A 25,616-nucleotide genomic window follows, 5' to 3' on the forward strand; every position below is an offset into this window, starting at 1 on the left:
AGGGCGGGGCAGCCCCAAAACAATAAATAAAAAATCTAATATTCCTATGAGCCAAAAGTTCCATGCCCTTTTTATCGGTATCGATGCCTATAACCCCGCCGTAACTTCCCTGAACGGTTGTGTGAACGATGCCCTGTCTATGTTTAAGTATTTATCCAGAAATCTGGACCAAAATAAATATCAATTTGAGCCCCAGCTTTTGCTGAGCCCCTCAGAAAGTAAAAAGGAGAGCATCGCCGCCAATTTGAAAAAATATCAATACGATTTTAATCAGGTTCAAGCTCCTGACCGAAATGTGATTTTATCTAGCCTAAAAAGCTATACGCAAAAAGTGCAAGCAGGCGATACCTTTTTTCTTTTTTATGCAGGCCATGGTTCTACCGAAAAAGCACACCCTTATTTTAAGGAGCCCACAGGGCAGTTGCAAACTTTGGTGGCAGCAGATTCTCGCTCTATGAAGAACGGCAAAAAGGTGAAGGATGTACTGGACAAAGAAATTCGCTTCCTGATTCGCCAAATTTGGCAGGCGGGCCAAGAGCAAATCGATATTGTTTTTGTGCAGGATAGTTGCCATTCAGCCGGAGCAACTCGTAGCGATTTGGAAAAGAAAATGCAGGAACTTTCAGCTGTAATTAGTGAGGAAGAGCCCGTGAATACAACAGAAATGAGCGTTGAAGAAGAGCCCGAAGCCCCCGATTTTGACTTTGGCGATGGCGGTATGGACCTCTTTGACGAACTTCAGGAAGACGAACAGCAGCCTACAGAAAATAGCAGCGAGGAGTTGCTGGTCCAAACCCGTATGGTCCCCGCCGAGCCCGAGCAATTGGGCCAATATCGAAAAGCAGAAGAAATGGATTTCTTTGATGAAGCCGCCCGCTCGGCCATGAAAGAAGCCGAGGAGACCTCTAGTACAAGCCGTAGCCTTGGCCGAGGAAGCCGCCGCTCTGCCGAACCAACTGCTAGAGGCCGAAAAAAGCCCCCTTTTGAACTGGCTTATCCCGAAGGCAACCAAATTCATATGTCGGCCTGCGGAAAAGGAGAGTACGCCTACGAAATTCGGCATGCAGATGGCCAAAAAGGTGGGGTGTTTACCAATACACTCCTCAAAATTCTCTCAAAATATCAGGGCGATATCTCTTATCACGATTTGTTCAACCAAGCAAAACTGAGCATTGATGGCGCCTTTGAGCAATCGCCCAGTTTATATGTAAAAGGTCCCGCTGGCCGCCGTTACGAACGCTTTTTGGGTGGACAAATGAGCAAAAAAGAGGGAGAAGTTAACCTCATTTATAAAAAAGAGAGTCAGCAATGGCGAATTGATATGGGGGCCTTTTTGGGCCTGCCCGTTTTGCGTCAAGGCCAATCTATTCCCCTAAAAGCCTATGATCCCGCCCGCCCCAATTTGGTCTTTGATGGCCGCATCACTTATGTGATGGCCGAGGCTTCGGTGGTGGAGTTTGAGCAGGCGCCTCCCAGTTCAACCACTGGATTAAAAGCCTTTGTGGACCCAAAATACAGCAGCCAACAGCTTCTGCTGCACTTGCCCATGAGCAACCGTTATGAAGTGATTGTGAGTGATAGCTTGCATCCACATTTGACCGAAAATCAGGCGGAGGCCAGCTATATCATTGAGCTGAAAAATGGAAATTTCCGCTTTTACCCTAAAGGGCAAGCCGAGGCTTTTGTTGAGTTTGTCTATTACAAAAAGCCAGTTTTCCGCAGCCTAAACTTGGGCGATTATATCCAGCCGCAGGAAAATGGCCCAAATCAGGATAGTCTTTGGAGCAGACTGCATACGGCTTGGCAGCAAAATCAGAGCCGCTCTAGCGGGCAGGCCTTTTTCAAAATCAACTTAGGCTCTGGCAATGGCTTTTTCCTCAATGAATCTGGAGATAGCATCAAAGTGGCCGAGCAACTAGATCTAGAAGACCTTTGGGTACCCGATGCCATGCAGGCGCAGCAACAAATTGCCCTCATGCTTTGGACCCTAGGCGAAAAGGCCTATTTGTTGCCCGAAGCTGGTTTTGAGAACCCCTTTAAGCAGCAAATTGAGGCAAGTCCCGCCGCCAATTACTATCGTAAATTTATCGATTGGAATGCTGGGCCAGAGGCGCCCTATCAAGTTCGTATTTATGATGGCCGTTATTATATTTGTGACGGCAAAAACCCCGAAATAGTTCTCACTAAAGGAACGCCCAATACTTTGGATAAGTCGGCCTTTAGCGTTTTGGCCCAATTGCGGAGCATTAGCCGTTGGGAGCAGCTCAAAAAGCTAGAAAACCCCCATCCGGGAGTTAAAAATATGCTGGCCGATTATCAGTTTAGCCTGAGCTTTAAGTTGCAAAATAATTGGCAGACTTTATATGTCCGTACGCAAGATCAATCGCCCTTTTATTATTGGGAAGATGCAGAGGGCCGTAAAGTAGAGTCCCTGAAATTGAGCTACTTATTGGCAGAAGGGGGCTATGAAAAAGAGTTTATGAGCAGCATGATTTTGCGGCAGCAATCTTCTTCTTCGGCCAGCCCAATTTTTGCTTCTACCTTGTTGTTGGGCTATGATTATTCAATCATTTGCAAAACGCCTTTGGGCAGCACCGAATTTGCAGCCTATGAGGCCCAAACGGCCAAAAATAATCAGTTGCAAGTAGATATTGGAGAGCTAAAAACCTATCCGCCAATTTTTGATAGCCGACAGTTGGCTGTGACACACAAAAAGGCCAAAATGGTTTATAAGTTTTTAGTGGCTTACAAGCGTTTTGATCCCTCCAATTGGTTGCAAGAAGGCCTGCCTTTACCCACAGATGAGGACTATGCAGCGGCTAGCTCAAAAACCAGAGCGGTATTGAGCCGCAAAAAAGGCGATGGGGCCGCAGATCATCTTGTGCTTAGTCTGCCGATTGAGCTTATGGCCCAAACGGACCTGCTCAAAGAGCCTTTGGACCGACCATTTGATGACCCCCGAAACCGATTCTAAAAACGAACAGAAGGGCTGCCGATAATTTGGCTAGCCCTTCTTTTTTTGATGGATTTTTTTTGGGGCCTCCGCAGCAAGCTGCGGCGCTACGTTTCGGGGCTCGCAGGTCTGCTCGGCCCTGCAGCCGCCTTTGGCGGCTTTGGTCTGGCCTACGGCCACCCCTACACATCCCTAGGCCTGCGGGCCTTCGGCCCTGTACGCTCCTTATTTTTTCTCTTGGAATCCTTCTTTGCCGCCAAAGAGGAAATGGCTATTGCGTTCTTGTAAAATGGTTTTTTCTTCTGTATCTAGATTTTCTTCATAAGACTGAAAGTCATAAACTAGGCCCACAGAGCTCAAGTTTAGTTGAGCTTGGCTACGGATAATGCTGCTTGGGGCATCTCTATCGCTATACTCGCCAATATAAAGTAGGAGAGGAGGACCAAGGGGCTGTCCTGCTTTATCTTGCAGTTGAAAATGCAGCAACTCTGAGATTCCGCCTGGCTGAAACTCCGTTTTGTAGCGAATAGCGACCGATTGCTCGGCAGTTGTCCAAATTACCGATTCGCCTTCTTTACTGGGCCAGCCATTTTCGCTAAGTACCTTAGTTTCTTGTTCGCCAGATTTATAGGCATTAAGGCTTAGGCTTTTGTTTGGGGCGGCCTCTTCTTTGGAGGGGGCTGGCTCGGCTTGTTCCTTAGGGCTAGGGGCTTTTTGTACTTCTTTTTCTGGAGCTGGGCCTTGGCAGGCTAAAAAAAGGAGAAATAAGGCGGGGAATAAGATTTTTTTCATGGGTGAAAGCATTGAAAAGATAAAAAATATAGACCCCTAAACTAGTGATTTAATTTGATTTAGGGCCATAAAAGAAGGGCGTTTTATATAGAGGAAATTAGATAAAAGCTGTAAATTAAAGTTATCCTTTCTTTGAAAAGCAGCCGAAATATTTTAGTTTTGGGCAACAACAATTGTATCAGACTTCTATTGCTAACCTAATACAACCAATTGTAATGAATCTACATGAATATCAGGCAAAATTGCTCCTCAACCGCTATGGTGTGCCTATCCAAAGAGGCGTGCTGATTGAGCAAAAAGAAGATGCCGAAAAAGCTTTCGCTCAGCTCCAAGAAGAAACAGGAACCACTTGGGCTGTTGTTAAAGCACAAATTCACGCAGGTGGACGTGGCAAAGGCGGAGGAGTTAAATTGGCTAAAAACCTAGATGAGATCAAGACGCATGTCGATAACATTCTAGGTATGATGCTAAAAACGCCTCAAACTCCAGGTGGCCTTGAAGGTCCTGGTAAATTGGTTCGTAAGGTACTACTAACAGAAGATGTGTATTACCCCGATCCTGAAACAGGTGAAATGGATACCAATGAATTCTACATGAGTATCCTAACTGACCGGGCCAAGGAGTGTAATGTAATCGTTTATTCTACTGAAGGTGGAATGGACATTGAAGAGGTGGCTGAAAAGACGCCTCATCTTGTACATAAAGAGTATGTACATCCTCATTTGGGCCTACAAGGTTTCCAAATGCGCCGCATCGCCTTTAACTTGGGCCTTAGTGGTGCTGCTTATAAGAGCATGACCAAATTTGTAAACAGCCTTTATGCTGCTTTCGTTGGTGCCGATGCTTCTTTGGTAGAAATCAACCCTTGTCTCAAAACTTCTGACAACAAAATCGTTGCGGCTGATTCAAAAGTATCTCTAGATGAGAATGCTTTGTATCGTCATAAAGATTTGGCAGATTGGAATGATGAAACAGAGGAAGATCCTACAGAAGTAGAAGCTAAAAAGTATGGCCTTAATTTCGTTAAATTGGACGGAAACGTAGGTTGTATGGTAAACGGTGCTGGTTTGGCTATGGCGACTATGGACATCATTAAGCTTTCTGGTGGAGAGCCTGCCAACTTCCTTGATGTTGGAGGTACTGCAGATGCTCAGCGTGTAGAAAATGCTTTCCGCATTATCTTGCGTGATCCAGCTATCAAAGCTATCTTGATCAACGTATTTGGTGGTATTGTCCGCTGTGAGCGCATTGCTCAGGGTGTGGTAGATGCCTACAAAAATATTGGAGACATCAATGTGCCTATCGTGGTTCGCCTTCAGGGAAATGGAGCCGATAAAGCGAAGGGAATTATTGATGAGTCTGGTCTAGCTGTTCACTCTGCAGTAACGCTTCAAGAAGCGGCTGACCTTGTGAATAAGGTAGTAGCTGGCTAATTCAATTTAGCTGAAACGAATCTAAAAAGACTGCTGCTTTACTGTAGCAGTCTTTTTTATTTCTGTATCTAGGCAATACTACTCTTTTTTAAAATTAAATGCCTTTATGGACTTGGTCCTATCCTTGTAAATAGTGAATATTATTAAGAATACGCTAAACTTATCCTTCAATGAATTACCTAAAATTATCCCTGCTCTTTTTGGCGCTAAGTCTGCCTTTTTTTGCTTCGGCTGATCCTTGGGACTGCATGAGTAAAACAGAGGCGGAAGCCCTGAAAACCTATTTGGAAAAAAATCCTTTTATCCTTGACTATTGTGATTGCTGCGATGATGTGGCCAGAGAATATGACAATAAAAAAGTAAAAGGCTATTTGGTGCAGATTAAATCTATGGAGATTGTGCCCTGCTCTTGGGATGCCGAGCGTTATTCGGTCCAAGTAACCGAACATAAGGTTTGGAGCTCGGGTTATGTAGAAAGAGGAACCTTTGAGCCAGATGCTACAGTAGATCTAGCTGATTTTCCTGGCGCAGAGGGTCCTTGGCCTGTGGCGGCCAATTATGCCTATACTTTGCAAAAAGGAAAAGCGGTAACCTTATATAAGGTAAACGGCATGACCGATGAAAAAACGGATTGTAGAGCGCCTTATAGCTTTCCGGCCCCCAAAACTATAAAGATGGGTTGCTGGAAAAAGCGGAAATATCGCCGTTTTTATAAAAAGCGCAGAAAATAAGTTGAATACTCAGTAGTTTTGTCTGCTGAGTATTTTTTTGGTCTAGCAGGGGCGAAGCCCCTTGGCCGCAGGCCAAATGAAAGCCCTGCCACTTTTATCCTTTTATTTAATTTCCTGCTATTCTGCCTTATTTTTCTCCGCCATAGCTATGCCTTTAAAAAATGCCTTAACTAGCCTAAAATTTTTATCAAATGATGGCCAAAGCGCAGGACTTCCATTCGGCCTAGCGATGCGAAAGGGGGCGGCGAAGCCGCAGACCAAGGAGCGAAGCGACGCAGGGCCGAGCAGACCTGCGAGCCCTGAAGCGTAGCGCCCGCCGAAGGCGGGAGGCCCCAAAAAATATAGAATAGTTAAAAAAATAACAGTTTTTATTAGTTCGTTTGGGGAAGAAAAGGCGTTAAAATAAATCCCCATAGCTTTATCATATTCAAGACAGATGAAACAGATTTCCCCCATTCTGGGCCTACTATTTTTGGTCCTATTTAAATTGCAGGCGCAAGACAGCTTGCAAACTTATCATTGGCCCGATTTAGCGGCGAAAGCATTTTTGGCCCAACAGGCAGAAGATTATGCCCTGATGAAAGTCTATGCCGATGCGGCCTACCTAAAAGGGGAGGTTGTTTTGCCCCCGGGCGATAGCAGTTTGGCGCGTTTGCTTTATTATAAAGCCTATGGAGTAGACTATGTTTTGGAAGATACGGAGGGGGCTTTAGCCTTATATGAGCAGGCGGCAGATTGGCAGCAAACTGCTGGGGCGCCCGCCTATGATTTGGCGATGACCTTAATGGCTATGGGCGATTGTTATGATGTGGGATTGGGAGACCCCAAGAAAGCAAAAAAATACTATTCAGAGGCCTTAGAGAACTTGGAAGCGCTGCGTGAAAAGTACCCAGTTGATTATGCCTTATTGTTATTTTATTGTGGGAATTCGGAGGAACAGCTGGGCCAGTTAGCCAAGGCAAAAGCATTTTATAAAAGGGCCTTAGCGCTGCAAAAAGAGGGGCGTCAAGAGGACTATAGTCTAACACTTAATAGCTTGGCCAACTTAGCCAAAACAGAAGGGCGTTGGTTGGATGCCGAGGACTATTATTTAGAAAGTTTGGCCGTAGATGCACAGACATTGGGCAAAAAGCATCAGAATTATTCGGCTAGTTTGCTCAACTTGGCTGACCTTTATATGCGGATGCGGAGAATGGATGAGGCCGAGCCCTTACTTTTAGAGGCAGAGAAAATTGACCGAGAGGTCTTGGGCCCCAAGGATTTGAACTATGGGGTGACCTTAATGGGCTTGGCTCGCTTTTATTCGACTACGGGAAAGGAGCGAAAGGGAAACGAGTATTATCGGCAGGCGCAGGCCATATTTATAGCAAATAATTGGACCGTAACGGCCCAATATGCGGGCTTGCTGATCTCTATGTCGAGAAATGCAGAACTTCAGGGAAATTATGCCGAATCGATTAGCCTAAGTGATCAGGCGATAGCAATTTATCAACAACTATATCCAGCCAATCATCATATAATAACCAGCTGCATGATGCGAAAAGCCAATGTCTTGAGCAAGCAGGGCGAATATCAAAAAGCGCTGCCTATTTATGGCCAAGCGGAAGAGCGCTATCGCCAAGCATTGGGGGCAAAGCATTATTACCGTTTAGCGGCTTTAAATCGAGAAGCCAGTATGTTTACTGCGCTAAAGCAACAGCAAAAAGCGGTTCCGATTTTAAAAGAAGTCCTAACAGCCAATAGCTCGGTTTCTTGGTCTTTAGATTCGGGGGCGGATTATTTGGATCAAATGCGGGCCTATGCTTTTCCTGCCAATAACTACCTAGAAGAATATCTGGCTAGCTTGGCTGTTTGGATGGACCTCTTGGCCAACAAAAAGGGACAACAATTAGCCATTGTTGATTTGGCTTTGGACCTATTAGAGAACGAGCGGGCCAATACCACTCAGGCCAATAATCAGTTCTTTTTTTTGAGCAAGACCGCTAGCTGGGTAGAAAAAGGCCTTTCCTTATTAGCTGAAGAAGAAGTAGATCAAGCCATTGATTTAATAGAACGGACCAAGGCCGTTTTGCTTTTGCAGGCACAGTCGGCCCCCGCTTTGCCCAAAGATTGGCAGCAGCGAAAAGATCAGCTGGAGCAAAAACAAGCTAACTTAAGAGGAGCCTATTTGAATGCCGGAGCAAAGCAGCAAGAACAGCTCTTGGCCGCCCTAAATCAAAGTAACCAAGAACTGGAGCAATTTAGAAAAGAACTGCAGGCCAATTATCCCGATTTAGCCGCTAGCTATTACCAAACAACAACACCTAAAGTAAAGGATCTACAGGCCGCTTTGGGACCAAAAACAGCTATGCTCGATTACTTTATGGGGCAAGAAAAGCTCTATATCCTTTATCTAGACAAAGATAAGGGCCGCTTAATTGGTCGCTCTCTAAAAAATGGGCAGCTGACTAAAGAGGTGAACGAACTCTATAAGAATTTAAGCCACTATAAACCCCGAAAAAAAGAGGAGGCGCTCGCTCTAAAAACTAACTATATACAGCTGGCCCAAACATTAGGCGAGGAGCTGCTCGGTTTTCTTCCCCAAGAACTTGAGCAACTGCTCATTTTACCCGATGCAGAGCTCTCTTTTATTCCTTTTGGCTTGCTATTATCCGAAAAACCAAAGGCAGATAGCTACAGCGATTTGCCTTATTATCTCAAGGATTTTGCAATTAGCTATAATTACTCGGCGGCACTTTGGCTAGAGAACAAAAATAGTAAGAAGAGAAAGAATAATGGGCTAATTTTAGGCCTTGCCGCTAGCTATCAAGGCGAAGCCGCCGAGCAAAGGGCGCCCAAAGCCCAAAATTGGCGGTCAGTTTTGCAAGATTTGCCCGCAGCCAAAGAAGAAATTAAGCGCCTAAGTTACGATTATCAAGGCGACTTTTTTATCGGAGAGCTGGCTACAGAATCACTCTTTAAAGAAAAAGCAAGGAATTATGCCGTTTTGCACCTCGCTATGCACGGTCTATTAGACGAGCAAAACCCTAGCTTGTCGGCCCTAGCCTTTACCGAAGATAACGATAGTAGCGAAAATAACTTTTTGCAAGCTTACGAAATTGCTCAAATGCAACTGCAGGCCGATTTAGTGGTCCTTTCTGCCTGCCAAACAGGCCAAGGACGATTTGAGCGAGGCAATGGAACAGCCTCTTTGGCCAGAGCATTTATGTATGCCGGTAGTCCCGCCTTATTGGTCTCGCTTTGGCAGGTCAATGATCAATCAACCGCCTATATTATGCATCAATTTTATGCCCAGCTGGCCCAAGGAAACAATAAGGCCAAAGCCCTGCAACAGGCCAAACTCTCTTACCTCAAAGAACAAACAGAGGAACTGGCCAAACACCCCAATCTCTGGTCAGCCTTTATTTTATTAGGCGAGGAGAAAAGCTTGATCATCAAAGAGAAAAGAAGCTCTTGGAGTTATATTTTACTGGCCCTCCCAATCCTCCTTTTTGCCCTATTTGTATTATTTAGAAAACAAAAATAAGATGCTCAAAAAAATGATATTTGTTGGCCTCAGCTTAACGGCTCTAGCCTGCCAAACTCCCAAACAAACACCGCAAACCAAGGTGAATGAACCCCAAGCGATCCAGCTAGAAGGGCAGTACCGCAACCGCACTGGTGTAAAGTCAAAAATTAGTTGCTATTGCTTTCAAGCTGGCGAGCTAGTAGACCCAAAAGGAGAAAAAACTTACCTCTGCTGGGAAGGCGAGGAAGAAGCACCCCGCTCTTGCGAAAATATCCGCGTTTGGGGCGAGTATAGCAGCAAAACTAGAGAAGAAGACCCCAATTCGCCCTGCCCCCCCGGCGAAATGCGCTATTTTTCGGTCCAGAAGTATGAATGTTATTAGGGGCCTCCGCCTCGCTTCGCTCCTCGGCGCTACGTTTTGGGGCTCGCAGGTCTGCTCGGCCCTGCGGCGGCTTTGCCGCCTAGGTCTGGCCCTTCGGGCCACCCCGCCACATCGCTAGGCCTTTGGGCCTTCGGCCCTGCAAGACGCAAAAAAATGCTTAACTTTAGTGCTAGTTCTTTTTAGAGCTGGCCCTTTTTTAGGCAAAAATGATTAGCTTTAAAATTGAACAACTGTTTAGTTTTATGGACCTCTTATTTCTTTTGGCGCAATTGCTTTTATTTTTTGCGCTTCCCTACCTTTTGGCCCAACTCAATGCCTTTTTGGGCCTTCAAAAATACCTGAGTAATATTATTATTTGTTATGCTTTGGGGATGCTGCTGGGCAATGCGCAGCCGCTACTCCTTAGCGAAAGTCTGGGCGCCCAAACTGCAGAAACAGCCAAACTGATCGCCTTTGTATCGGTGCTTTTGGCCTTGCCGCTTTTGCTCATGACTTCAGACCTGCGCTCATGGCTGCGCTATTTGGGCCATTTGGGAAAAGTATTTTTTATCATGTTGGGCTCTACCCTAATTTTGGCCCTTGCTTTTGCCTACGCCCTAGCCAATGGTCCCTATGAAGAGCTGCCCACTATTTTGGGCATGTTTACGGGCGTCTATATTGGCGGTACCCCCAATATGGTGGCCGTTTCGCAGGCTTTGGAGGCCGAAGATGGACTCTTTGTGCTATTAAATGCAACAGATGTGCTTTGTTCGGGCCTTTATTTTTTGCTGCTGCTCAGTCTGGGCAATAGCCTCTTGGGCCGTTTGCTGCCTAAATTTAAGCCCAAAGGAGCCTTGGAAGAAGAAGAAGCGCCCGCTATAAGCGTAGAGCAATATAATGTCAAACAAATTATTTGGGCCCTAGGGCTGGCAATTCTCATTTTGGGCCTTTCTGCCTTGCCGGCCCTCTATTGGCCCAATACTCAGGGCGAAATCAATAGCAGTATTTTATTGTTGTCTATCACAACGGCTAGTATCTTATTATCGGTTTTTGGACCCAGCAAACATTGGCAGGGCGTTTATCCCTTTGCCGATTATTTGCTCTTGGTTTTTGGCCTGGGCGCAGGCTATTTGGCCAATTTTTCGGAGCTAGCCCAAGATGGAGGCAGCTATTTGCTACTCAATGCTAGCTTTTTGGGCCTTCTACTGCTGCTTCAGCTCTTTTGGGCCTATATTTTCCGAATCGATCGAGATAGCTTTATGATTTGCTCTACCGCTACAGTCATGGGGCCGCCTTTTGTGGCTCAGATCTCTAGTAGCCTGAAAAACAGGAGCTTACTGGCGCCCGCTATCGCTTTTTCACTTTTGGGCCTGGCCCTAGCGAACTATTTGGGGGTTTTGGTGGCTTATCTAGCAGAATTATTCTAATTTTAAGGCGATCTTTGAGGATGGAAGCAAAGAAGGTCCAATTGGCCACAACAAGCCCTTAAGGGCGTAGCCCTTGGCCGAAGGCCAAAGCGGCCTAGCGATGTGGCGGGGTGGCCCGAAGGGCCAGACCAAAGTTTTTTGAGCGCAGCGAAAAAAACTGCAGGGCCGAGCAGACCTGCGAGCCCCAAAACGTAGCGCCGCAAGGCAAAGCCGCAGCGGAGGCCCCAAAATTGCTTAAAATAAATAGAACACCACAACTACAGTATACTATGTTTGGATTCTTTAGAAGAAAGAAAAAAAAGAAAGAGCCGCATTATGACCCCACAAATTTGCGGATCACCGACCTGCGCAAAGGTTGGTTTGTCGATTATGATTTTCAGACCTGGGAGGCCATTGAGGAATATGAATATGACTGGGGAAACCAGGAATTTTCCTATGAGTTTTTGTTAGATAATGGCAGCGGCCAACAACTCTTTTTGTCTGTTGAGGAAGATGATGGACTGAATTGCGTCATTTTTGAAAAAATACGCTTTTCGACTCTGCCACAGGCCGATGAAATTGAGGCCGCCGTAAAAAGCAATGGCAAACCCCCTCGCCAACTACAAGTCAATGGCATTCACTACTACTTTGATGGCGAATATCCCGGCTTTTGGCGGAACATTAAGGCCTCCAAATCTCAGGAATTTATGCTTTGGGATTATTGGGATGATAGCGATGAAAAATGCCTGAACATTGAACAATGGGACGATAATACTTTTGAGGCCGCTTTGGGAACTTGGAAGCCCGAACATGCCTTTACTAATTTGACACCTAGAGAACAAGCCTAAAACACCACTAAATTTTAACAATGAAAAAAACAATATTTTCTTTTTCGGCCTTCCTATTTTTGGCCCTAGCCCTAAGTATGAGCAGCTGCGGGAGCTCTACTGACGAACAATACATGGCTTTTCCCGCCGATAAAATTGCCCAATCTATGGATTCGGTCAAAAACTTTTCGATCATCTTGTATGATATGGATGTGAAGGACAAAAAATACTACCATAAGTATAAGGTCATTCAACAAACCGCCGAAATTCCAGCCGCATCTAGCCTAGATAGCACAACTCTAGCAGATAGCAGCAGCAGCCCCGCCGATTTGGGCATTGTGGAAAAAATTACCGATTGGAAGGAGGTCAGCCCCTCAGATTTTGACTACCACTCTAGCAATATGGGCATGGAAATCATGTCGAAAAAAGAGGGTGATTTGAGCAAGGTGGCCGCCCCTCCTGGCTATAGCCAATATGTGGGCAACTCTCGCTACGGACAATGGAAAACCAACCCCAGCACCGGAGATTCTTTCTGGGCATTTTATGGCCGCTATATGTTCCTCAATACAATGTTCAACTTGATGAGCCCCGTTCGTTATGGCGGATATAGCAGCTATTATGGAGGCTATTATGGCCGCCGCCCTTATTATGGTTCCGTAAATTCTTCTGGAAAATACCGCTATGGAACGGGTTCTGCCCATGCCGCCAAGAGCAACCCTAGTTTTGCTCAACGCATGAAAAGCAACTCTGCCCTAAAAAGCCGAGTAAACAATAGCATTAGCCGAAGCAGCGCTCGGGCCACAGGAGGCAAACGCAGTAGCGTAAGTAGCTCTTCTTCTAAACGCTCTCGTTCTTCTTCTCGCTATAGCAGCGGCTCTTCTTCTCGCTCTCGCTCTTCTAGCCGAGGCGGCAAGTAATTTGCGTGCTCAAAATATTCTGTTTAAGGAGCCGAAAACATTTTTGTTTTCGGCTTTTTTTTTGTGCCTTTGATGAAAAATAAAACTATGCGATTTCTCATTTTTCTGGGCCTGCTGCTCAGTGTTTTTGCCTGCACCCCAGGCACCCAAGGCTATAGCTGCGTGGGCGGCAACTGCATCCCCATTGCCGATAATGCACAGTATAGTAGCTACGAACTCTGTATGCAATTGGGCTGTGTCCCCGATACCGTCGGCTATATTTGCGATGGCCAAAGTTGTTTGCAAGTGGCCCTAGATAGCGCCCAATATGGCAGCCTAGAAGCCTGTGAACGAGCCTGTCGATAATTGTTTTTTGGGGCGTTACTCCTTTCAGTCGTCGAACTGCGGCTTGCAGCCTTGTTGTCGCCTCCCTTTGGTCGTCGGCGGTTATTCCCTTCGGTCATCGAACTGCGGCCTAAAGGCCTTGTTGTCGTTTTGGGGCTCGCAGCTCTGCTCGGCCCTGCGCTTCGGTGCTACGCACCTTCGGTTACTCCCTTTGGTCGTTGAACTGCGCCCTAAAGGGCTTGTTCTGCTCTGGCCTAAGGGCCACTGCTGCAGATCGCTAGGCCGGGCTCGCTGCGCTCGCCTCTACATCCATTTAGATGATTCCTTAATACTAATTTATGCGATACTTTCTTTTTTTGATGATATTTCTGACCTCCACTCCGCTTTGGGCGCAAAAAGATTATCAAACCACCCAAGACATTTCTAAGAAAATTAAGAAGAAGTACCGAGAGGCTTTCTCTAGCTATAATGCCTTTAAATATAAGGAGGCCATAAAGCAGCTGGACAAGATTCAGAAAAAGGCCCCTCGTTTTGTTAATGCCTATTTGTTGGAGGCCGATTGCTATTTGTTGCTCAAAGATTGGGAAAAGGCCAAGGTTTGTTTTGAGCAGGCCCTAGAAATTGCGCCAGATTATAAGCCGATTTCGCATTATCGTTTGGGCCAATTGGCCATGCAATCGGCCACTTATGTAGAGGCGGGGCAGCAGCTGAGCTTGTTCTTAGAAAAAGCCCCCAAAAACAGCAAATTGCGGCCCGCAGCCGAACGCCTTTTGGCCGATGCCCGCTTTCGGCCCCAAGCCATGGCTAATCCCGTCCCTTTTCAACCCCAAAATATGGGGCCCAATATCAATAGCCACCAAAGAGAGTATTTTCCTAGCGTAACCGCCAATGAAAAAAAGGTGGTTTTTAATGTACTCATTGGCGAAGGCCGTCAGGCCCAAGAGGACCTCTACCAAAGCTTTAAGGTGAATGGAGAATGGACCCCCGCCAAGCCCTTGCCCGAAGTAAATACCCCCGAAAATGAAGGGGCCCAGAGCATCTCCGCCGATGGCCAATATCTGGTTTTTACGGTCTGCAATCGCCCTGGCGATTTTGGAAGCTGCGATTTATATTATTGCGTTTGGGAGGGCCAAGGATGGAGCCGCCCCCAAAACATGGGGCCCAATATCAATACGGGAAATTGGGAGTCGCAACCCTCTCTTTCAGCCAATGCACAAGCCCTCTATTTTACTCGTGGAGGCGCCCGCAACCAAGGCGATAAGGACCTTTGGATGAGCTACCGAAACTTGGACGGCAGCTGGGGAAGGCCTCAGCCATTGTCTGAGCTCAATACTGATTATGATGAAACCGCCCCCTGTATCCACCCCGATGGCCAAACGCTTTATTTTAGCTCTGAGGGCTACCCCGGTATGGGCAAAAAGGACCTCTTCATTAGCCGAAAAGGCGAAGATGGCAAATGGGGAAACCCCCTCAATTTAGGCTACCCGATCAATACCGAAGGCATTGAGGAAGCCATTGTGGTGGGCCTTTCTGGAGAACTCGCCTATCTGGCTGCAGAAAGAGCTGGAGGCTATGGCTCTTTGGACCTATACAGCTTTGAACTGCCCGAAGCCCTGCGGCCCAAAGCCGTAACTTATTTAGAGGCCCATGTTTTTGATGCAGAAACAAAGGCCAATTTAGCTCAAGCACTGGTCTATTTGATTGATCTGCAGACTCAAGATACCGTTTGCGCCATTCGGACCAATGCAGAAGGAAAGTTTTTGCTTTGCCTGCCCCTAGGCCAAGATTATGCCCTACATGTTAAGGAAAAAGGCTACCTCTTTGCCTCCGAACATTTTGAGCTCTCTGCGGCCAATAGCCGCCAAACACCCTATCAGCTACCAATGCCTTTGCAGGCCCTAAAAACCAACCCCAGTAAAACAGATAGGGTGGCCCCCATTTTACTAAAAAATGTCTTTTTTGCCACAAATTCAGCCAGCTTGCAGCCTAGCTCCAGAGCAGAGCTAGAACAACTAAGAAACCTCTTAATAGAACAACCTAAAATGCGTATCCGCTTGCAGGGCCATACCGATAATGAAGGGGAGCAGGCCGATAACCTCGCCCTCTCTCAACGTCGAGCAGAGGCCGTCCGCCAATACCTTATTGAGCGAGGCATTGCCGCCGATCGCTTAGAAGCTCAGGGCTTTGGCGAAAGCCGACCTATTGCCGATAATAATACGGCAGAGGGGCGACAAGCTAACCGCCGAACCGAATTCTTGCCCTTAAATTAAGTCGGCCAGCGCTTAAAAAAAATAGGGGAGCCCTTGAACATCTAAATATTATTACCTACCTTAGAATAAACTTAATATTTAGAGTAGAGTTTGTTTAAAAATTTCGTTTTAGGAAAATAAGTATAAAGGCTAAATAGTGTAGACTCGCCCAGTTGTCGGCTTTTCTTTCAAAACGAATGAGTAAAATTTTGAATGCGTCAATCCATGCGTTAGTTCGCTCAACAGAAAAGCGTTCTTTGTAAAGTTCCTCATCTATAATATCTTGATAATAAGCTTTTTTCTATTTCTTTTGTTGTGGTCAATATTAGGGATAATGCCCATTTTTTGGCAGTTTTCTCTAAGTTTTTTGCTATCAAACCCTGCATCAGCATTCATAAATAAACCATCAGGAGAGATGTCTGAAAGCTGCAGATCGGCAAGCATTTTTTGGAAATGACTCTCGATTTCAAACAAATCATTATGGTTTCCCGCAAAAGGCGGAGACATAGCGATTGGCAGCCCATTTTTATCTGTGAGAAAGAGAGCATTTGTGGTTTTGGACTTTTTTCGGCCCTGATAACCCACAGCTTCGCCCCCTCTTTTCGCTGGGGTATGACTTCCGTCAAGCTGTATACTAGATAAATCTAAACAAGATTTTTCATGGGCTAGAAATTGGATCCACACTTTTTGCCAAATACCAGACTCGGACCAGCTATTGAAGTAGTAATATACTGTTTGCCAGCAAATTAGAACTTCGTCAAAAAAAGATTGTATCGGTAATTCTCTCCACTGACAACCTGTTTTAAGCCTATAAATTATCGCTTTAACAATTTGCCACAGAGGCGCTTTGGTTTTTCGAGCCAATTTTTTTTCGGGAAAAAATGCTAATATTTTTTCCGTAATAAATTCTTTTGATAAATTCACAACCATGTTGCAAAGCCTTTTTTTGTTTTTGTCGTAATCAACAATAATAAGCGCTTTGCAGCATTTTTTTTTGCCTTAGTCTAGCTGCTGACTAAAAAATTTAAACAAGCTCGTAGTTAAAAACCCAAATTAAATGCGAATTGAACTCACTTTTAAGGTCCTTCGACCGGGACAAAAGCTCCCCTTTTCCTACCAATACAATTTGGCGGAATGGATTTACTACTGCCTGAGCCGAGGCAAGCGCAACTTTTCTAAGTTTTTGTATTATGGGGCTTTTCGTCGCTCCAAACATCAATTTAAGCTGATGAGCTTCTCTCGTTTGTCTATTCCACAAGAGGGACGGAAGGTATTTAAGCGCTACTTGGAAGTTTGGGCCGAGGAGGTCAAACTAGAGCTGCGTTTTTTGGTCCGAGAAGAGGAAAAGGAAAATATCATGATGGCCTTTGAGCAGCGCCGCCTTCGCCTTGGCGATGGCCGCATGGGCATTGAGCTAGAGGTAACAAAGGTGGAAGAGCTCCAAATGCCCAATATTGAAGATGGGGCGGCGCCTATGCGCACCCAAACCCCTATGATTTTGAGCCGGATGGAGGAACATAAGGGCAAAATGGTGCCGCAGTATCTGCATCCAATGGACCAAGGGTATCATAAGATTTTGCTCGATCGTCTGATTGATAATTATCAATTGGCTTCTCCGCATGGGCTGCTTGCTCCAGCTCAAGAGCTCATCAATGGTCCAGAATTAAACTTTAAGCTACTTTCTAAAAAAGAAGATATTAGCCGAAAAGGGACCGACCTGCAACCGCATAACCCCCGATTTGCAGAACGGGTAATTGGCTATCTCTTTGATTTTGAGCTACAAGGACCAGCAGAAATTTTGCGTTTGGCTTATTTAGGTGGCCTAGGCGCCAAAAATGCAATGGGTTTTGGCTGCGTCCGTTTTAATTATAAAGAGTAATTGGGAATTATATTTAGATTTTTAAATGTTCGGCCAAAGATAAGTTGGTCGAACATTTTTTATTTATGGCTGTTCCAAATAAAAATAAAGAGGCCTGCTCTATTAAAAAAAAGAGAAGCCTACTATAAGATTTTTAATAACAGAGGAGATTTTTTAACTTTGGGCGCCCAAGCAGCTTTTGGGCAGAAGAAAAAATAAGTTAGCAACCACTGAACCGCCTTGTGCAGTCCGCTGCTCAAAGTTGTTCAACATAAACAGAAATCAGCAATGGCAAAAGTTGAGTTAATCATGCCCAAATTGGGAGAAAGTATCATTGAGGCCACTATCTTATCTTGGGAAAAAGAGGTAGGCGAAAGCGTAGAGCTAGACGAAAACGTCTTAACGATTGCCACCGATAAGGTGGATACAGAAGTGCCTTCTCCTGTAGAAGGGGTCTTGCTGGAAATTCTGCATCCCGATGGCGCCACGGTGGCCGTGGGTGCCCCAATTGCTATTATTGAAACAGAAGCGGAGGGCGTTGAAGCTTCTCCTGCTGTGGCGGAAGCACCTCAGGCCAAAGAAGAAAACAGCGCAGCTCCTCAGCCAGAGACGGCGGCTGTTGTGGCCACAGATTTTAGCCAATCGGATCGTTTTTACTCTCCTTTGGTGAAAAGCATTGCTAAGGAAGAGGGTATTGGCTTAGAAGAATTGGACAACATTAGCGGAACGGGCCAAAATGGCCGAGTGACTAAGCATGATGTTTTGGCCTATTTGGAAAATCGCAAAAAGGCGCCTCAAGTGGTGGCTCCTGTGAAAAAAGAGGCTCCCAAAGCGGTAGCTCCCGCCAATAATGGGCAGCAAATGGCCGTACAACAGTTCAATTTGCCCCCAGTAGATACTTCTGGAAATGTAGAAATTATTGAGATGGGCCGCATGCGCAAGCTCATTGCGGACCATATGGTTATGTCTAAGCATGTTTCTCCGCATGTGACTTCTTTTATAGAAGTAGATGTAACGAATCTCGTACAATGGCGCAAAAAGGCCAAGGCCGTTTATGCCGAAAAATATGGCGAGAAAATTACCTTTACGCCCATTTTTGTAGAAGCCGTAACCAAGGCCCTACAAGATTACCCTATGGTGAATATAGCGGTAAAAGGGAACCAAATTGTTCGCTATAAGGATATCAATATTGGAATGGCGGCAGCTTTGCCCACAGGCAACCTCATTGTGCCCGTGATTAAGAATGCCGATATGCTCAACTTGGTGGGCTTGACCAAAAAGGTGAATGATTTGGCTAATCGCGCTAGAGGAAATAAACTCAAGCCCGAAGAAATTAAAGGCGGTACCTTTACTTTGACCAATGTAGGGACTTTTGGTAATGTGATGGGGACCCCCATTATTAACCAACCTCAGGTGGCTATTTTGGCCGTGGGGGCAATTCGCAAAAAGCCCGCAGTAATTGAAACCCCTACTGGAGATATGATTGGTATTCGCCACATGATGTTCCTCTCGCTATCTTATGACCACCGAGTGGTGGATGGTATGCTTGGCGGTTCTTTCCTTCGTCGTATAGGAGATTACCTAGAAGCTTTTGACCTCAATAGAGATATCTAGTTTTGATAGAGGATAACAAAACAGCCCGCTCTGCAAAGAGCGGGCTGTTTTGTGTTGGGGCCGAAGCGGAAAGGCCAAAAGTGAAAACGGTTGTTGTGCGGACTAGCGATGTGGCGGGGTGGCCCGAAGGGCCAGACCTAGGCGGCAAAGCCGCCGCAGGGCCGAGCAGACTTGCGAGCCCCAAAACGTAGCGCCCGCCGCAGGCGGGAGGCCCCAAAACAACAGCGAGCCCCGAAACGACAACAAGAACTTTAGTTCGCAGTTCGACGACCGAAGGGAGGCGGAGGTCCCAAAAAAATAAAAAACTTAATTAAATTTTGGACCAAGATAGAGGCGAATGAGTCCTTTGGCGATTAAAATTTCGGCAATGAGGGCATTGAAGAGCCAGCTGCCCCAGGCCTCGAAAACGTAAATTTGGGGAAAGCAGAGGTAGGGAAAGCTTTCTGAAGGGCAGGGGATATCGTATTGGTAGCGCAGATAGCTGATGAGGTAGCTGAAGATGCGCAGGCTGATGGCCGAGAGGCTGAAGGCATAGGAGCGGATCATGAAAGTGGCATGGCCTCGGAAATTTTTGGCTAGGGCGAGTCGAAAAGCTTGGGCGGTGAGGGTCCACCAAAGTAAGGCCTGGCAAACAAAGGCGACTTTGGCCCATGTTCCGCCACTGCCCGAAAAAGCCATAATGAGTCCAGAAGGAGCAGCTAAAAAGAGGAGCAAATAGCTATAATAGCGGCCCAAACGGCGGTGCCAAAGCGGAAATTTCTGCAAAAAATAGGGCCAAAAAAGGGGGAGCCCCAAGGCCAAAACCAGGCAACTGCTAGTAATATGGGTATAAAAAGCCGACATATAGAAGGCATCTTGGGTCAGATAGTCCTCTTTATTGGCCAAAAAATCGATATCGGTAGGGAAGGGGGGCAGCAGATAGGGCAGGGCAATATTGAGCATAATGAGCACAAAAAAGCCGCCCAACAAAAGCAGAAAAAGCGCAGTAAACTGAGCTAACTTTTTGGGGAGTAGATTAGACATAGGCCTTAGACTTCATTGGGGAAATGCCGCTCTAACCAGTCTGGATATTCGGGACTATTGGGTAGGGGGGCAATTTGAATAGCAGGTAGTTTTTTTTCGTTAGGGTCTTGCAACAGCCAGAGCAAACCCGAATAGCGTTTGCGCATTCTTTGGTTGCGCACGGCAATAAGCAGGGCTTTTTTGCTACCGATGAGGACCACCAGTCGTTTGCCTCGGGTGATTGCGGTATAGACCAGATTGCGAAAAAGCAGGCTATATTGGGATTCGTGGACAGGCATAACAATGCAGGGGGCCTCGCTCCCTTGGTACTTATGTACACTAACGGCATAGGCGAGGTCCATATTTTGGAGGTCTTGATATTGGTATTCAATCATGGTTTCTCCATCCATTTCGACCGTAAAGGTCTTTTCGGCGGGAGTAATTTTGCGGATATAGCCAATGTCGCCATTATAAACGCCTTTTTCGTAGTCATTTTTTAGCTGCATGACCTTATCGCCCAGATAAAAAACCTGTTCGCCTCTTTCAATTTTATCCTTTTGGGGTCCATTGGGATTGAGGGCTTTTTGTAGGCTTTTATTGAGGGCTCGGGTGCCCAGATCGCCTTTATGGATAGGGCAGAGGAGTTGAATATCCTTTTTTGCATCAAAATTATAGCGTTTGGGCAGGCGTTTGGCCATGAGTTCCGGAATCATCTGGGCGGCTTCTGCGGCATTGGCTTTAGGGATAAAGAAAAAGTCGGCATCGGCTTCGGTCTGAATATCGGGAAAAATTCCTTGGTTAATTTTGTGTGCATTGCGTACAATTTTCGAGTTGGCCGCTTGTCGAAAAATTTCTTTGAGGCGGGTCACGGCTAGTTTATCCGAGCCCATCAGATCATCTAAAACATTGCCGGGCCCCACGCTAGGGAGCTGGTCCACATCGCCCACCAAAATGAGTTTGGCATGATGCGGCAGGGCATGTAGTAAAATCGCCATTAGGGTGGTATCAATCATACTGGCCTCATCCACAATCAGTACATCGCAATCCAGTTCTTCCATATTGCGAATATGTTGGTTATAATAGGCGCCAATACCGATAGAAAGTAGGGAGTGAATAGTGCTAGCCTCCTGACCGGTGACTTCGGCCAGGCGTTTGGCGGCTCGCCCGGTGGGAGCGGCCAAGCAAATCGTATCGCTATGTCGGCTGAGGATATTGAGGATAATTTTGGTAATTGTACTTTTTCCAGTCCCGGGTCCTCCTGTAATAATATGTAATTTGTGGCTCAGGCTTCGGCGGACGGCCTCAAGTTGTTCGGTGGCCAGATCGATGGACGTATTTTTCTGGGCCAATTCCAGTTCTGCCTCAATATCAATATCTTCGGCCCAGCTTTGGGGGTATTTATTCAGGCGGTCTAGCTGCTCAATAATATCTTTTTCTTGATAATAGAGGCTTTTGCTCCAAATCAGGCGTTGATCCTGCCCCTTGCTTTCATCCCAAAATCTTTCAATAAAGACCTCTTTTTTATCTTTGAGTTGGGCCAGGGGCCCTTGCAATTGCTCTTGCCCGAGGGCCAGCATTTGTCCAGCTTCTTGCAAAAAACTTTGAAGCGGATAGCAGCTATGTCCTTGGCCCGAGAGCTCTTGCAAAAGGTAGAGTAAGGCGGCTGAAACTCTTTTGGGATCCTCTTGTTGCAGGCCCATTTTCTTTGCCATTTCATCGGCTTTTGTAAAGCCGATGCCTTCAATATCATTGGCGAGGCAGTAGGGGTTTTGCTTAATTTTAGCGATGCTTTCCGAGCCGTATTTTCTGTATATTTTTTGGGCAAAAGCTGGAGAGATTCCATTTTTTTGCAAGAAAATAATGAGGCTACGCGCCTTTTGTTGTTCTTGCCAAGAGCTAATAATGAGGTCCAGTTTATTTTGGCTAATGCCTTTAATTTTTAGCAGTTTTTCTGGCGAATTTTCAATAATATCAAGGGTGTCCTTACCAAATTTGGCCACAATTCGCTTGGCGAAAGTTGGGCCAACGCCTCGAATTTGGCCCGAGCTCAAATAGCGTTCAATATCTTCGGGACTTTGGGGCAGTTGTTGTTCAAATTGCTCTACCTGAAACTGTTTGCCATGCCGTTTATTATTGGTCCAATAGCCCTGACAAATTAGTTTTTCGCCTTTTTCCACCCCCAAAAGACTGCCGACTACCACCGTTTGTTTTCCGCCATCCTCTGGCTGAAAACGAGCTACAGTATAGCCATTTTCCTCATTTCGGTAGATAATATGTGTCAGTTGCCCTTTTAGGCGCTGGCTGATCGCGTCCATATTTTAGTCTTTAGTTTTTGTAGAACAATAGCGTTCCTAAAGTACAACCTTTTATGAATATTGTCAAATAATAGCTATTGCTGCGGCTTATTTTTTGTTTAAACTAATAGTTTTAGGCGGTACTTTCTTTATAATTTGTTCATTATAAGTTTTTTATGTTTGTTTTGGGGCCCGCGGCCAGTTCGGCCTTTGGCCTCAGTTGGCCGCCGCTATGCTTCGCCGCTCGCAGGTCTGCTCGGCCCTGCGTCGCTTTGCTCCTTGGTCTGGCGCTTTGCGCCACGGCTGCGCAGCGCTGGGCCGGCACAACTTATTTTTTCAGTTTTGGTATTTTTCTTTGGCCGTCAATTTTTTTAAAAAATAGTATACTCAAAATCAGTTAGTTATTTCTTTAGGATTTCATTTGGGTAAAATAGGTTTGGAAAAGCGGAAAGGAGCGCCTATATTTGTGTCGTTCCCATAGGGAATAACCAATTTGGTCTGGTAGTTCAGTTGGTTAGAATACCTGCCTGTCACGCAGGGGGTCGCGGGTTCGAGTCCCGTCCAGACCGCCAAAGCACGCATATTGCGTGCTTTTTTTTGGGCCTAGGGGAGGGGCTGTAGACAAAAAAGGGGCAGCGAATGGTTATTCGCTGCCCCTTTTTGGGGTTTTTGTTTGGTCTGGGAGACTGTTCAAAATTTTGTGTGCGCTCTTTTCTGCGCCTAGGGGCTTTTCCTAGGCGACTATAGCTTGCTGCTTCGCCTGCAAAGGGTTTAGTATATTGACGAACAAAGGTTTATCTTCTTCTGCAGGGTGTTTCAATGCTGCTTCGCCTGCAAAGGGTTTAGTATCTCATCGATGAGGTGGACAAGACTGCAAAGTCTTGTTTCAATGCTGCTTCGCCTGCAAAGGGTTTAGTATTTTCAACATCAACTCCGATTTATCGGAGATTGAAGAAAGTTTCAATGCTGCTTCGCCTGCAAAGGGTTTAGTATTAGCGCCCTACCAGTTTTGGATCGACATGTTCCCCGCAGTTTCAATGCTGCTTCGCCTGCAAAGGGTTTAGTATGAAAACGCATAACCCCCAGCCTCAACCCTAAAAAGTTTCAATGCTGCTTCGCCTGCAAAGGGTTTAGTATGAAAATGTACACATAGCCACATTTGCAGAATATGGTTTCAATGCTGCTTCGCCTGCAAAGGGTTTAGTATACAATAGAGGCGGAGTTTAGTAATGCGGACGAGTGTTTCAATGCTGCTTCGCCTGCAAAGGGTTTAGTATAAAAGACTCAAGGTCTTTATCAAGCAGTTCGATGTTTCAATGCTGCTTCGCCTGCAAAGGGTTTAGTATCTATCCAAAATAGTATGTTTATCAAGTTTAGGATAGTTTCAATGCTGCTTCGCCTGCAAAGGGTTTAGTATATCATACCCTCGGAAAGGGAGCTAGAGGCTGTAAAGTTTCAATGCTGCTTCGCCTGCAAAGGGTTTAGTATAGGATATACAGGAAAGGACGTATCTAAGATAAAGAAAGTTTCAATGCTGCTTCGCCTGCAAAGGGTTTAGTATAGCTAAGCAAAAAGCGTTTCCACAAATCTTCATAGGTTTCAATGCTGCTTCGCCTGCAAAGGGTTTAGTATAAGTGCGACTTCAAGTCTCTTGATACAGAAGCGGTGTTTCAATGCTGCTTCGCCTGCAAAGGGTTTAGTATATAAATGGAGAAATCTATCTAGAAAAAGCTCGAAGAGGAGTTTCAATGCTGCTTCGCCTGCAAAGGGTTTAGTATAAACATCTAGGAGTTCCAGAGGAAGATTCTAATATAGTTTCAATGCTGCTTCGCCTGCAAAGGGTTTAGTATTTAGAGAGTTTTAGATAAAGAAAAGCCGCCCCCCTATTTGTTTCAATGCTGCTTCGCCTGCAAAGGGTTTAGTATGTAACAGACGCTTTTCTTTCAAGCGTCGCCGCCGGTTTCAATGCTGCTTCGCCTGCAAAGGGTTTAGTATTAAATAACATTCTATCTGCACAGAAAGTTACATGTTTCAATGCTGCTTCGCCTGCAAAGGGTTTAGTATTCTCCTGAAGAAGTAATAAGGCTTTTCTTCTAGGCAGTTTCAATGCTGCTTCGCCTGCAAAGGGTTTAGTATAGGATGAGCTGGTATCATCTGTCTTCTCTAAGCAGTTTCAATGCTGCTTCGCCTGCAAAGGGTTTAGTATTCGCCTTATTGGACCGAGCGACAAAATACCCCAGTTTCAATGCTGCTTCGCCTGCAAAGGGTTTAGTATATCTTCATAGCCCTCACTTGAGCTTACCATAAACGGTTTCAATGCTGCTTCGCCTGCAAAGGGTTTAGTATAGATTAAAATCATACGCTCTCAAGCTGAGCCCTTGTTTCAATGCTGCTTCGCCTGCAAAGGGTTTAGTATATGGACTTAAAGGCGTCAAAGTCTTTAACGTCCAGTTTCAATGCTGCTTCGCCTGCAAAGGGTTTAGTATCTGCTTCAGGCGTATTAGTTTCAGCTCCAAGACTTGTTTCAATGCTGCTTCGCCTGCAAAGGGTTTAGTATAGACATGATTTAAGTCGTAAGGTAAATAATTACCAGTTTCAATGCTGCTTCGCCTGCAAAGGGTTTAGTATATAATTTCTACCCGTTCGATAAGAACTGCTTTCGCGTTTCAATGCTGCTTCGCCTGCAAAGGGTTTAGTATAGAAGCCTACGTGAACCGAAATTAAGATGTTCGGTTTCAATGCTGCTTCGCCTGCAAAGGGTTTAGTATTTATACTGTCGGGTTTCAAAACCGTATCCGTTCGGTTTCAATGCTGCTTCGCCTGCAAAGGGTTTAGTATAGAATTGGCTGCTAATTTTGGCGCTTCGCTAGAAGGTTTCAATGCTGCTTCGCCTGCAAAGGGTTTAGTATATGAGAGGAGGGTTGTACAGTATCTCTAAGTAGGCGTTTCAATGCTGCTTCGCCTGCAAAGGGTTTAGTATAATGGTAAACAAAAATTGGTAATCAAGAGTTCTGTGTTTCAATGCTGCTTCGCCTGCAAAGGGTTTAGTATTTGAGAAAAAGCGTGCTGAGGTTATCGCAGAAGCGACGTTTCAATGCTGCTTCGCCTGCAAAGGGTTTAGTATAAAGGCGGCACAGCTTGTCCTAAAGCTTCTTATTGTTTCAATGCTGCTTCGCCTGCAAAGGGTTTAGTATTTTGGAAACTCTCGCAAGAGAGTACGCTAAGGAGTTTCAATGCTGCTTCGCCTGCAAAGGGTTTAGTATTTTTTGTTCTTTCGACACCGTTGCAAGTGCCCAAGTTTCAATGCTGCTTCGCCTGCAAAGGGTTTAGTATAGTTTGCCAGAAAT

The 25,616-nt window shown here is 45.7% G+C and carries 17 protein-coding genes, 1 tRNA gene and 1 CRISPR repeat array (1 of these 19 only partly in view); of the genes, 13 read left to right on the plus strand and 5 right to left on the minus strand.

All coding sequences use genetic code 11. The features are described 5' to 3' along the window. Window positions 1-46 precede the first annotated feature (46 nt). On the plus strand, window positions 47-2,974 hold the full coding sequence (locus tag SAPGRDRAFT_RS16145) for a caspase family protein (protein ID WP_156001966.1): 2,928 nt from the start codon (window positions 47-49) through the stop codon (window positions 2,972-2,974). A gap of 204 nt (window positions 2,975-3,178) precedes the next feature. On the opposite strand, the gene SAPGRDRAFT_RS16150 is transcribed toward SAPGRDRAFT_RS16145, so the two are convergent. Continuing rightward, window positions 3,179-3,745 carry a hypothetical protein gene (locus tag SAPGRDRAFT_RS16150; RefSeq protein ID WP_002660300.1) on the minus strand — a complete coding sequence of 189 codons (567 nt, stop codon included), beginning with the start codon at window positions 3,743-3,745 and terminating at the stop codon, window positions 3,179-3,181. A 215-nt stretch (window positions 3,746-3,960) separates the two neighbouring features. On the opposite strand from SAPGRDRAFT_RS16150, the gene sucC reads away from it, so the two are divergent. Both sucC and SAPGRDRAFT_RS16160 read left to right on the plus strand, forming a co-directional pair. Beyond that, on the plus strand, window positions 3,961-5,178 hold the full coding sequence (sucC, locus tag SAPGRDRAFT_RS16155) for an ADP-forming succinate--CoA ligase subunit beta (protein WP_002660301.1): 1,218 nt from the start codon (window positions 3,961-3,963) through the stop codon (window positions 5,176-5,178). A 170-nt stretch (window positions 5,179-5,348) separates the two neighbouring features. After that, the gene (locus tag SAPGRDRAFT_RS16160) at window positions 5,349-5,909 is read left to right on the plus strand and encodes a hypothetical protein (RefSeq protein ID WP_002660302.1); all 561 of its coding nucleotides are present in this window, start codon (window positions 5,349-5,351) and stop codon (window positions 5,907-5,909) included. Window positions 5,910-6,026: 117 nt separating this feature from the next. On the opposite strand, the gene SAPGRDRAFT_RS16165 is transcribed toward SAPGRDRAFT_RS16160, so the two are convergent. After that, entirely contained in the window at window positions 6,027-6,323 is a 297-nt protein-coding gene (locus SAPGRDRAFT_RS16165; protein WP_156001969.1) for a hypothetical protein, read from the minus strand. Window positions 6,324-6,345: 22 nt separating this feature from the next. On the opposite strand from SAPGRDRAFT_RS16165, the gene SAPGRDRAFT_RS16170 reads away from it, so the two are divergent. From SAPGRDRAFT_RS16170 to SAPGRDRAFT_RS16205, 7 genes are all read left to right on the plus strand, one after another. After that, entirely contained in the window at window positions 6,346-9,435 is a 3,090-nt protein-coding gene (locus SAPGRDRAFT_RS16170) for a CHAT domain-containing tetratricopeptide repeat protein (protein ID WP_002660303.1), read from the plus strand. Between the two features lies 1 nt (window position 9,436). After that, window positions 9,437-9,799 (plus strand): hypothetical protein, encoded by a 363-nt coding sequence (locus SAPGRDRAFT_RS16175; protein ID WP_002660304.1) that lies wholly within the window; start codon window positions 9,437-9,439, stop codon window positions 9,797-9,799. Window positions 9,800-10,005: 206 nt separating this feature from the next. Further along, on the plus strand, window positions 10,006-11,205 hold the full coding sequence (locus SAPGRDRAFT_RS16180) for a DUF819 family protein (protein ID WP_253271349.1): 1,200 nt from the start codon (window positions 10,006-10,008) through the stop codon (window positions 11,203-11,205). 269 nt (window positions 11,206-11,474) lie between these two features. Then, window positions 11,475-12,032, plus strand: coding sequence for a DUF4178 domain-containing protein (locus SAPGRDRAFT_RS16190; protein WP_002660306.1), 558 nt, complete (start codon window positions 11,475-11,477; stop codon window positions 12,030-12,032). 20 nt (window positions 12,033-12,052) lie between these two features. Beyond that, on the plus strand, window positions 12,053-12,928 hold the full coding sequence (locus tag SAPGRDRAFT_RS16195; protein WP_002660307.1) for a hypothetical protein: 876 nt from the start codon (window positions 12,053-12,055) through the stop codon (window positions 12,926-12,928). A gap of 87 nt (window positions 12,929-13,015) precedes the next feature. After that, window positions 13,016-13,273: a hypothetical protein gene (locus SAPGRDRAFT_RS16200; RefSeq protein ID WP_002660308.1), complete on the plus strand. Its 258-nt coding sequence runs from the start codon at window positions 13,016-13,018 to the stop codon at window positions 13,271-13,273. Between the two features lie 317 nt (window positions 13,274-13,590). Beyond that, a complete protein-coding gene (locus tag SAPGRDRAFT_RS16205; RefSeq protein ID WP_037350398.1) occupies window positions 13,591-15,522 on the plus strand; it encodes an OmpA family protein in 1,932 nt (643 codons plus the stop codon). Window positions 15,523-15,774: 252 nt separating this feature from the next. Here the strand turns inward: SAPGRDRAFT_RS16205 and SAPGRDRAFT_RS16210 are convergent, their stop codons facing one another. Next, window positions 15,775-16,431: a transposase gene (locus SAPGRDRAFT_RS16210; RefSeq protein WP_253271350.1), complete on the minus strand. Its 657-nt coding sequence runs from the start codon at window positions 16,429-16,431 to the stop codon at window positions 15,775-15,777. 127 nt (window positions 16,432-16,558) lie between these two features. Between SAPGRDRAFT_RS16210 and cas6 the strand changes: the two genes are divergently transcribed. Both cas6 and SAPGRDRAFT_RS16225 read left to right on the plus strand, forming a co-directional pair. Further along, complete coding sequence (gene cas6, locus SAPGRDRAFT_RS16215; RefSeq protein WP_002660310.1) at window positions 16,559-17,380, plus strand: CRISPR-associated endoribonuclease Cas6; 822 nt, start codon at window positions 16,559-16,561, stop codon at window positions 17,378-17,380. Between the two features lie 267 nt (window positions 17,381-17,647). Continuing rightward, window positions 17,648-18,973, plus strand: coding sequence for a dihydrolipoamide acetyltransferase family protein (locus tag SAPGRDRAFT_RS16225; RefSeq protein ID WP_037350400.1), 1,326 nt, complete (start codon window positions 17,648-17,650; stop codon window positions 18,971-18,973). Between the two features lie 306 nt (window positions 18,974-19,279). Here the strand turns inward: SAPGRDRAFT_RS16225 and SAPGRDRAFT_RS16235 are convergent, their stop codons facing one another. Continuing rightward, window positions 19,280-19,996 carry a DUF2306 domain-containing protein gene (locus SAPGRDRAFT_RS16235; protein ID WP_002660312.1) on the minus strand — a complete coding sequence of 239 codons (717 nt, stop codon included), beginning with the start codon at window positions 19,994-19,996 and terminating at the stop codon, window positions 19,280-19,282. Between the two features lie 5 nt (window positions 19,997-20,001). Beyond that, entirely contained in the window at window positions 20,002-22,290 is a 2,289-nt protein-coding gene (recD2, locus tag SAPGRDRAFT_RS16240; protein WP_002660313.1) for an SF1B family DNA helicase RecD2, read from the minus strand. Window positions 22,291-22,764: 474 nt separating this feature from the next. Here recD2 and SAPGRDRAFT_RS16245 point away from each other — a divergent pair. Then, window positions 22,765-22,841 (plus strand) — tRNA-Asp (locus tag SAPGRDRAFT_RS16245). A gap of 170 nt (window positions 22,842-23,011) precedes the next feature. Continuing rightward, window positions 23,012-25,616: a CRISPR direct-repeat array (repeat unit 36 nt; unit sequence GTTTCAATGCTGCTTCGCCTGCAAAGGGTTTAGTAT); it runs 15,068 nt beyond the window's last position.

The sequence above is a fragment of the Saprospira grandis DSM 2844 genome, from assembly GCF_000275825.1.
Taxonomy (GTDB): Bacteria; Bacteroidota; Bacteroidia; order Chitinophagales; family Saprospiraceae; genus Saprospira; species Saprospira grandis_A.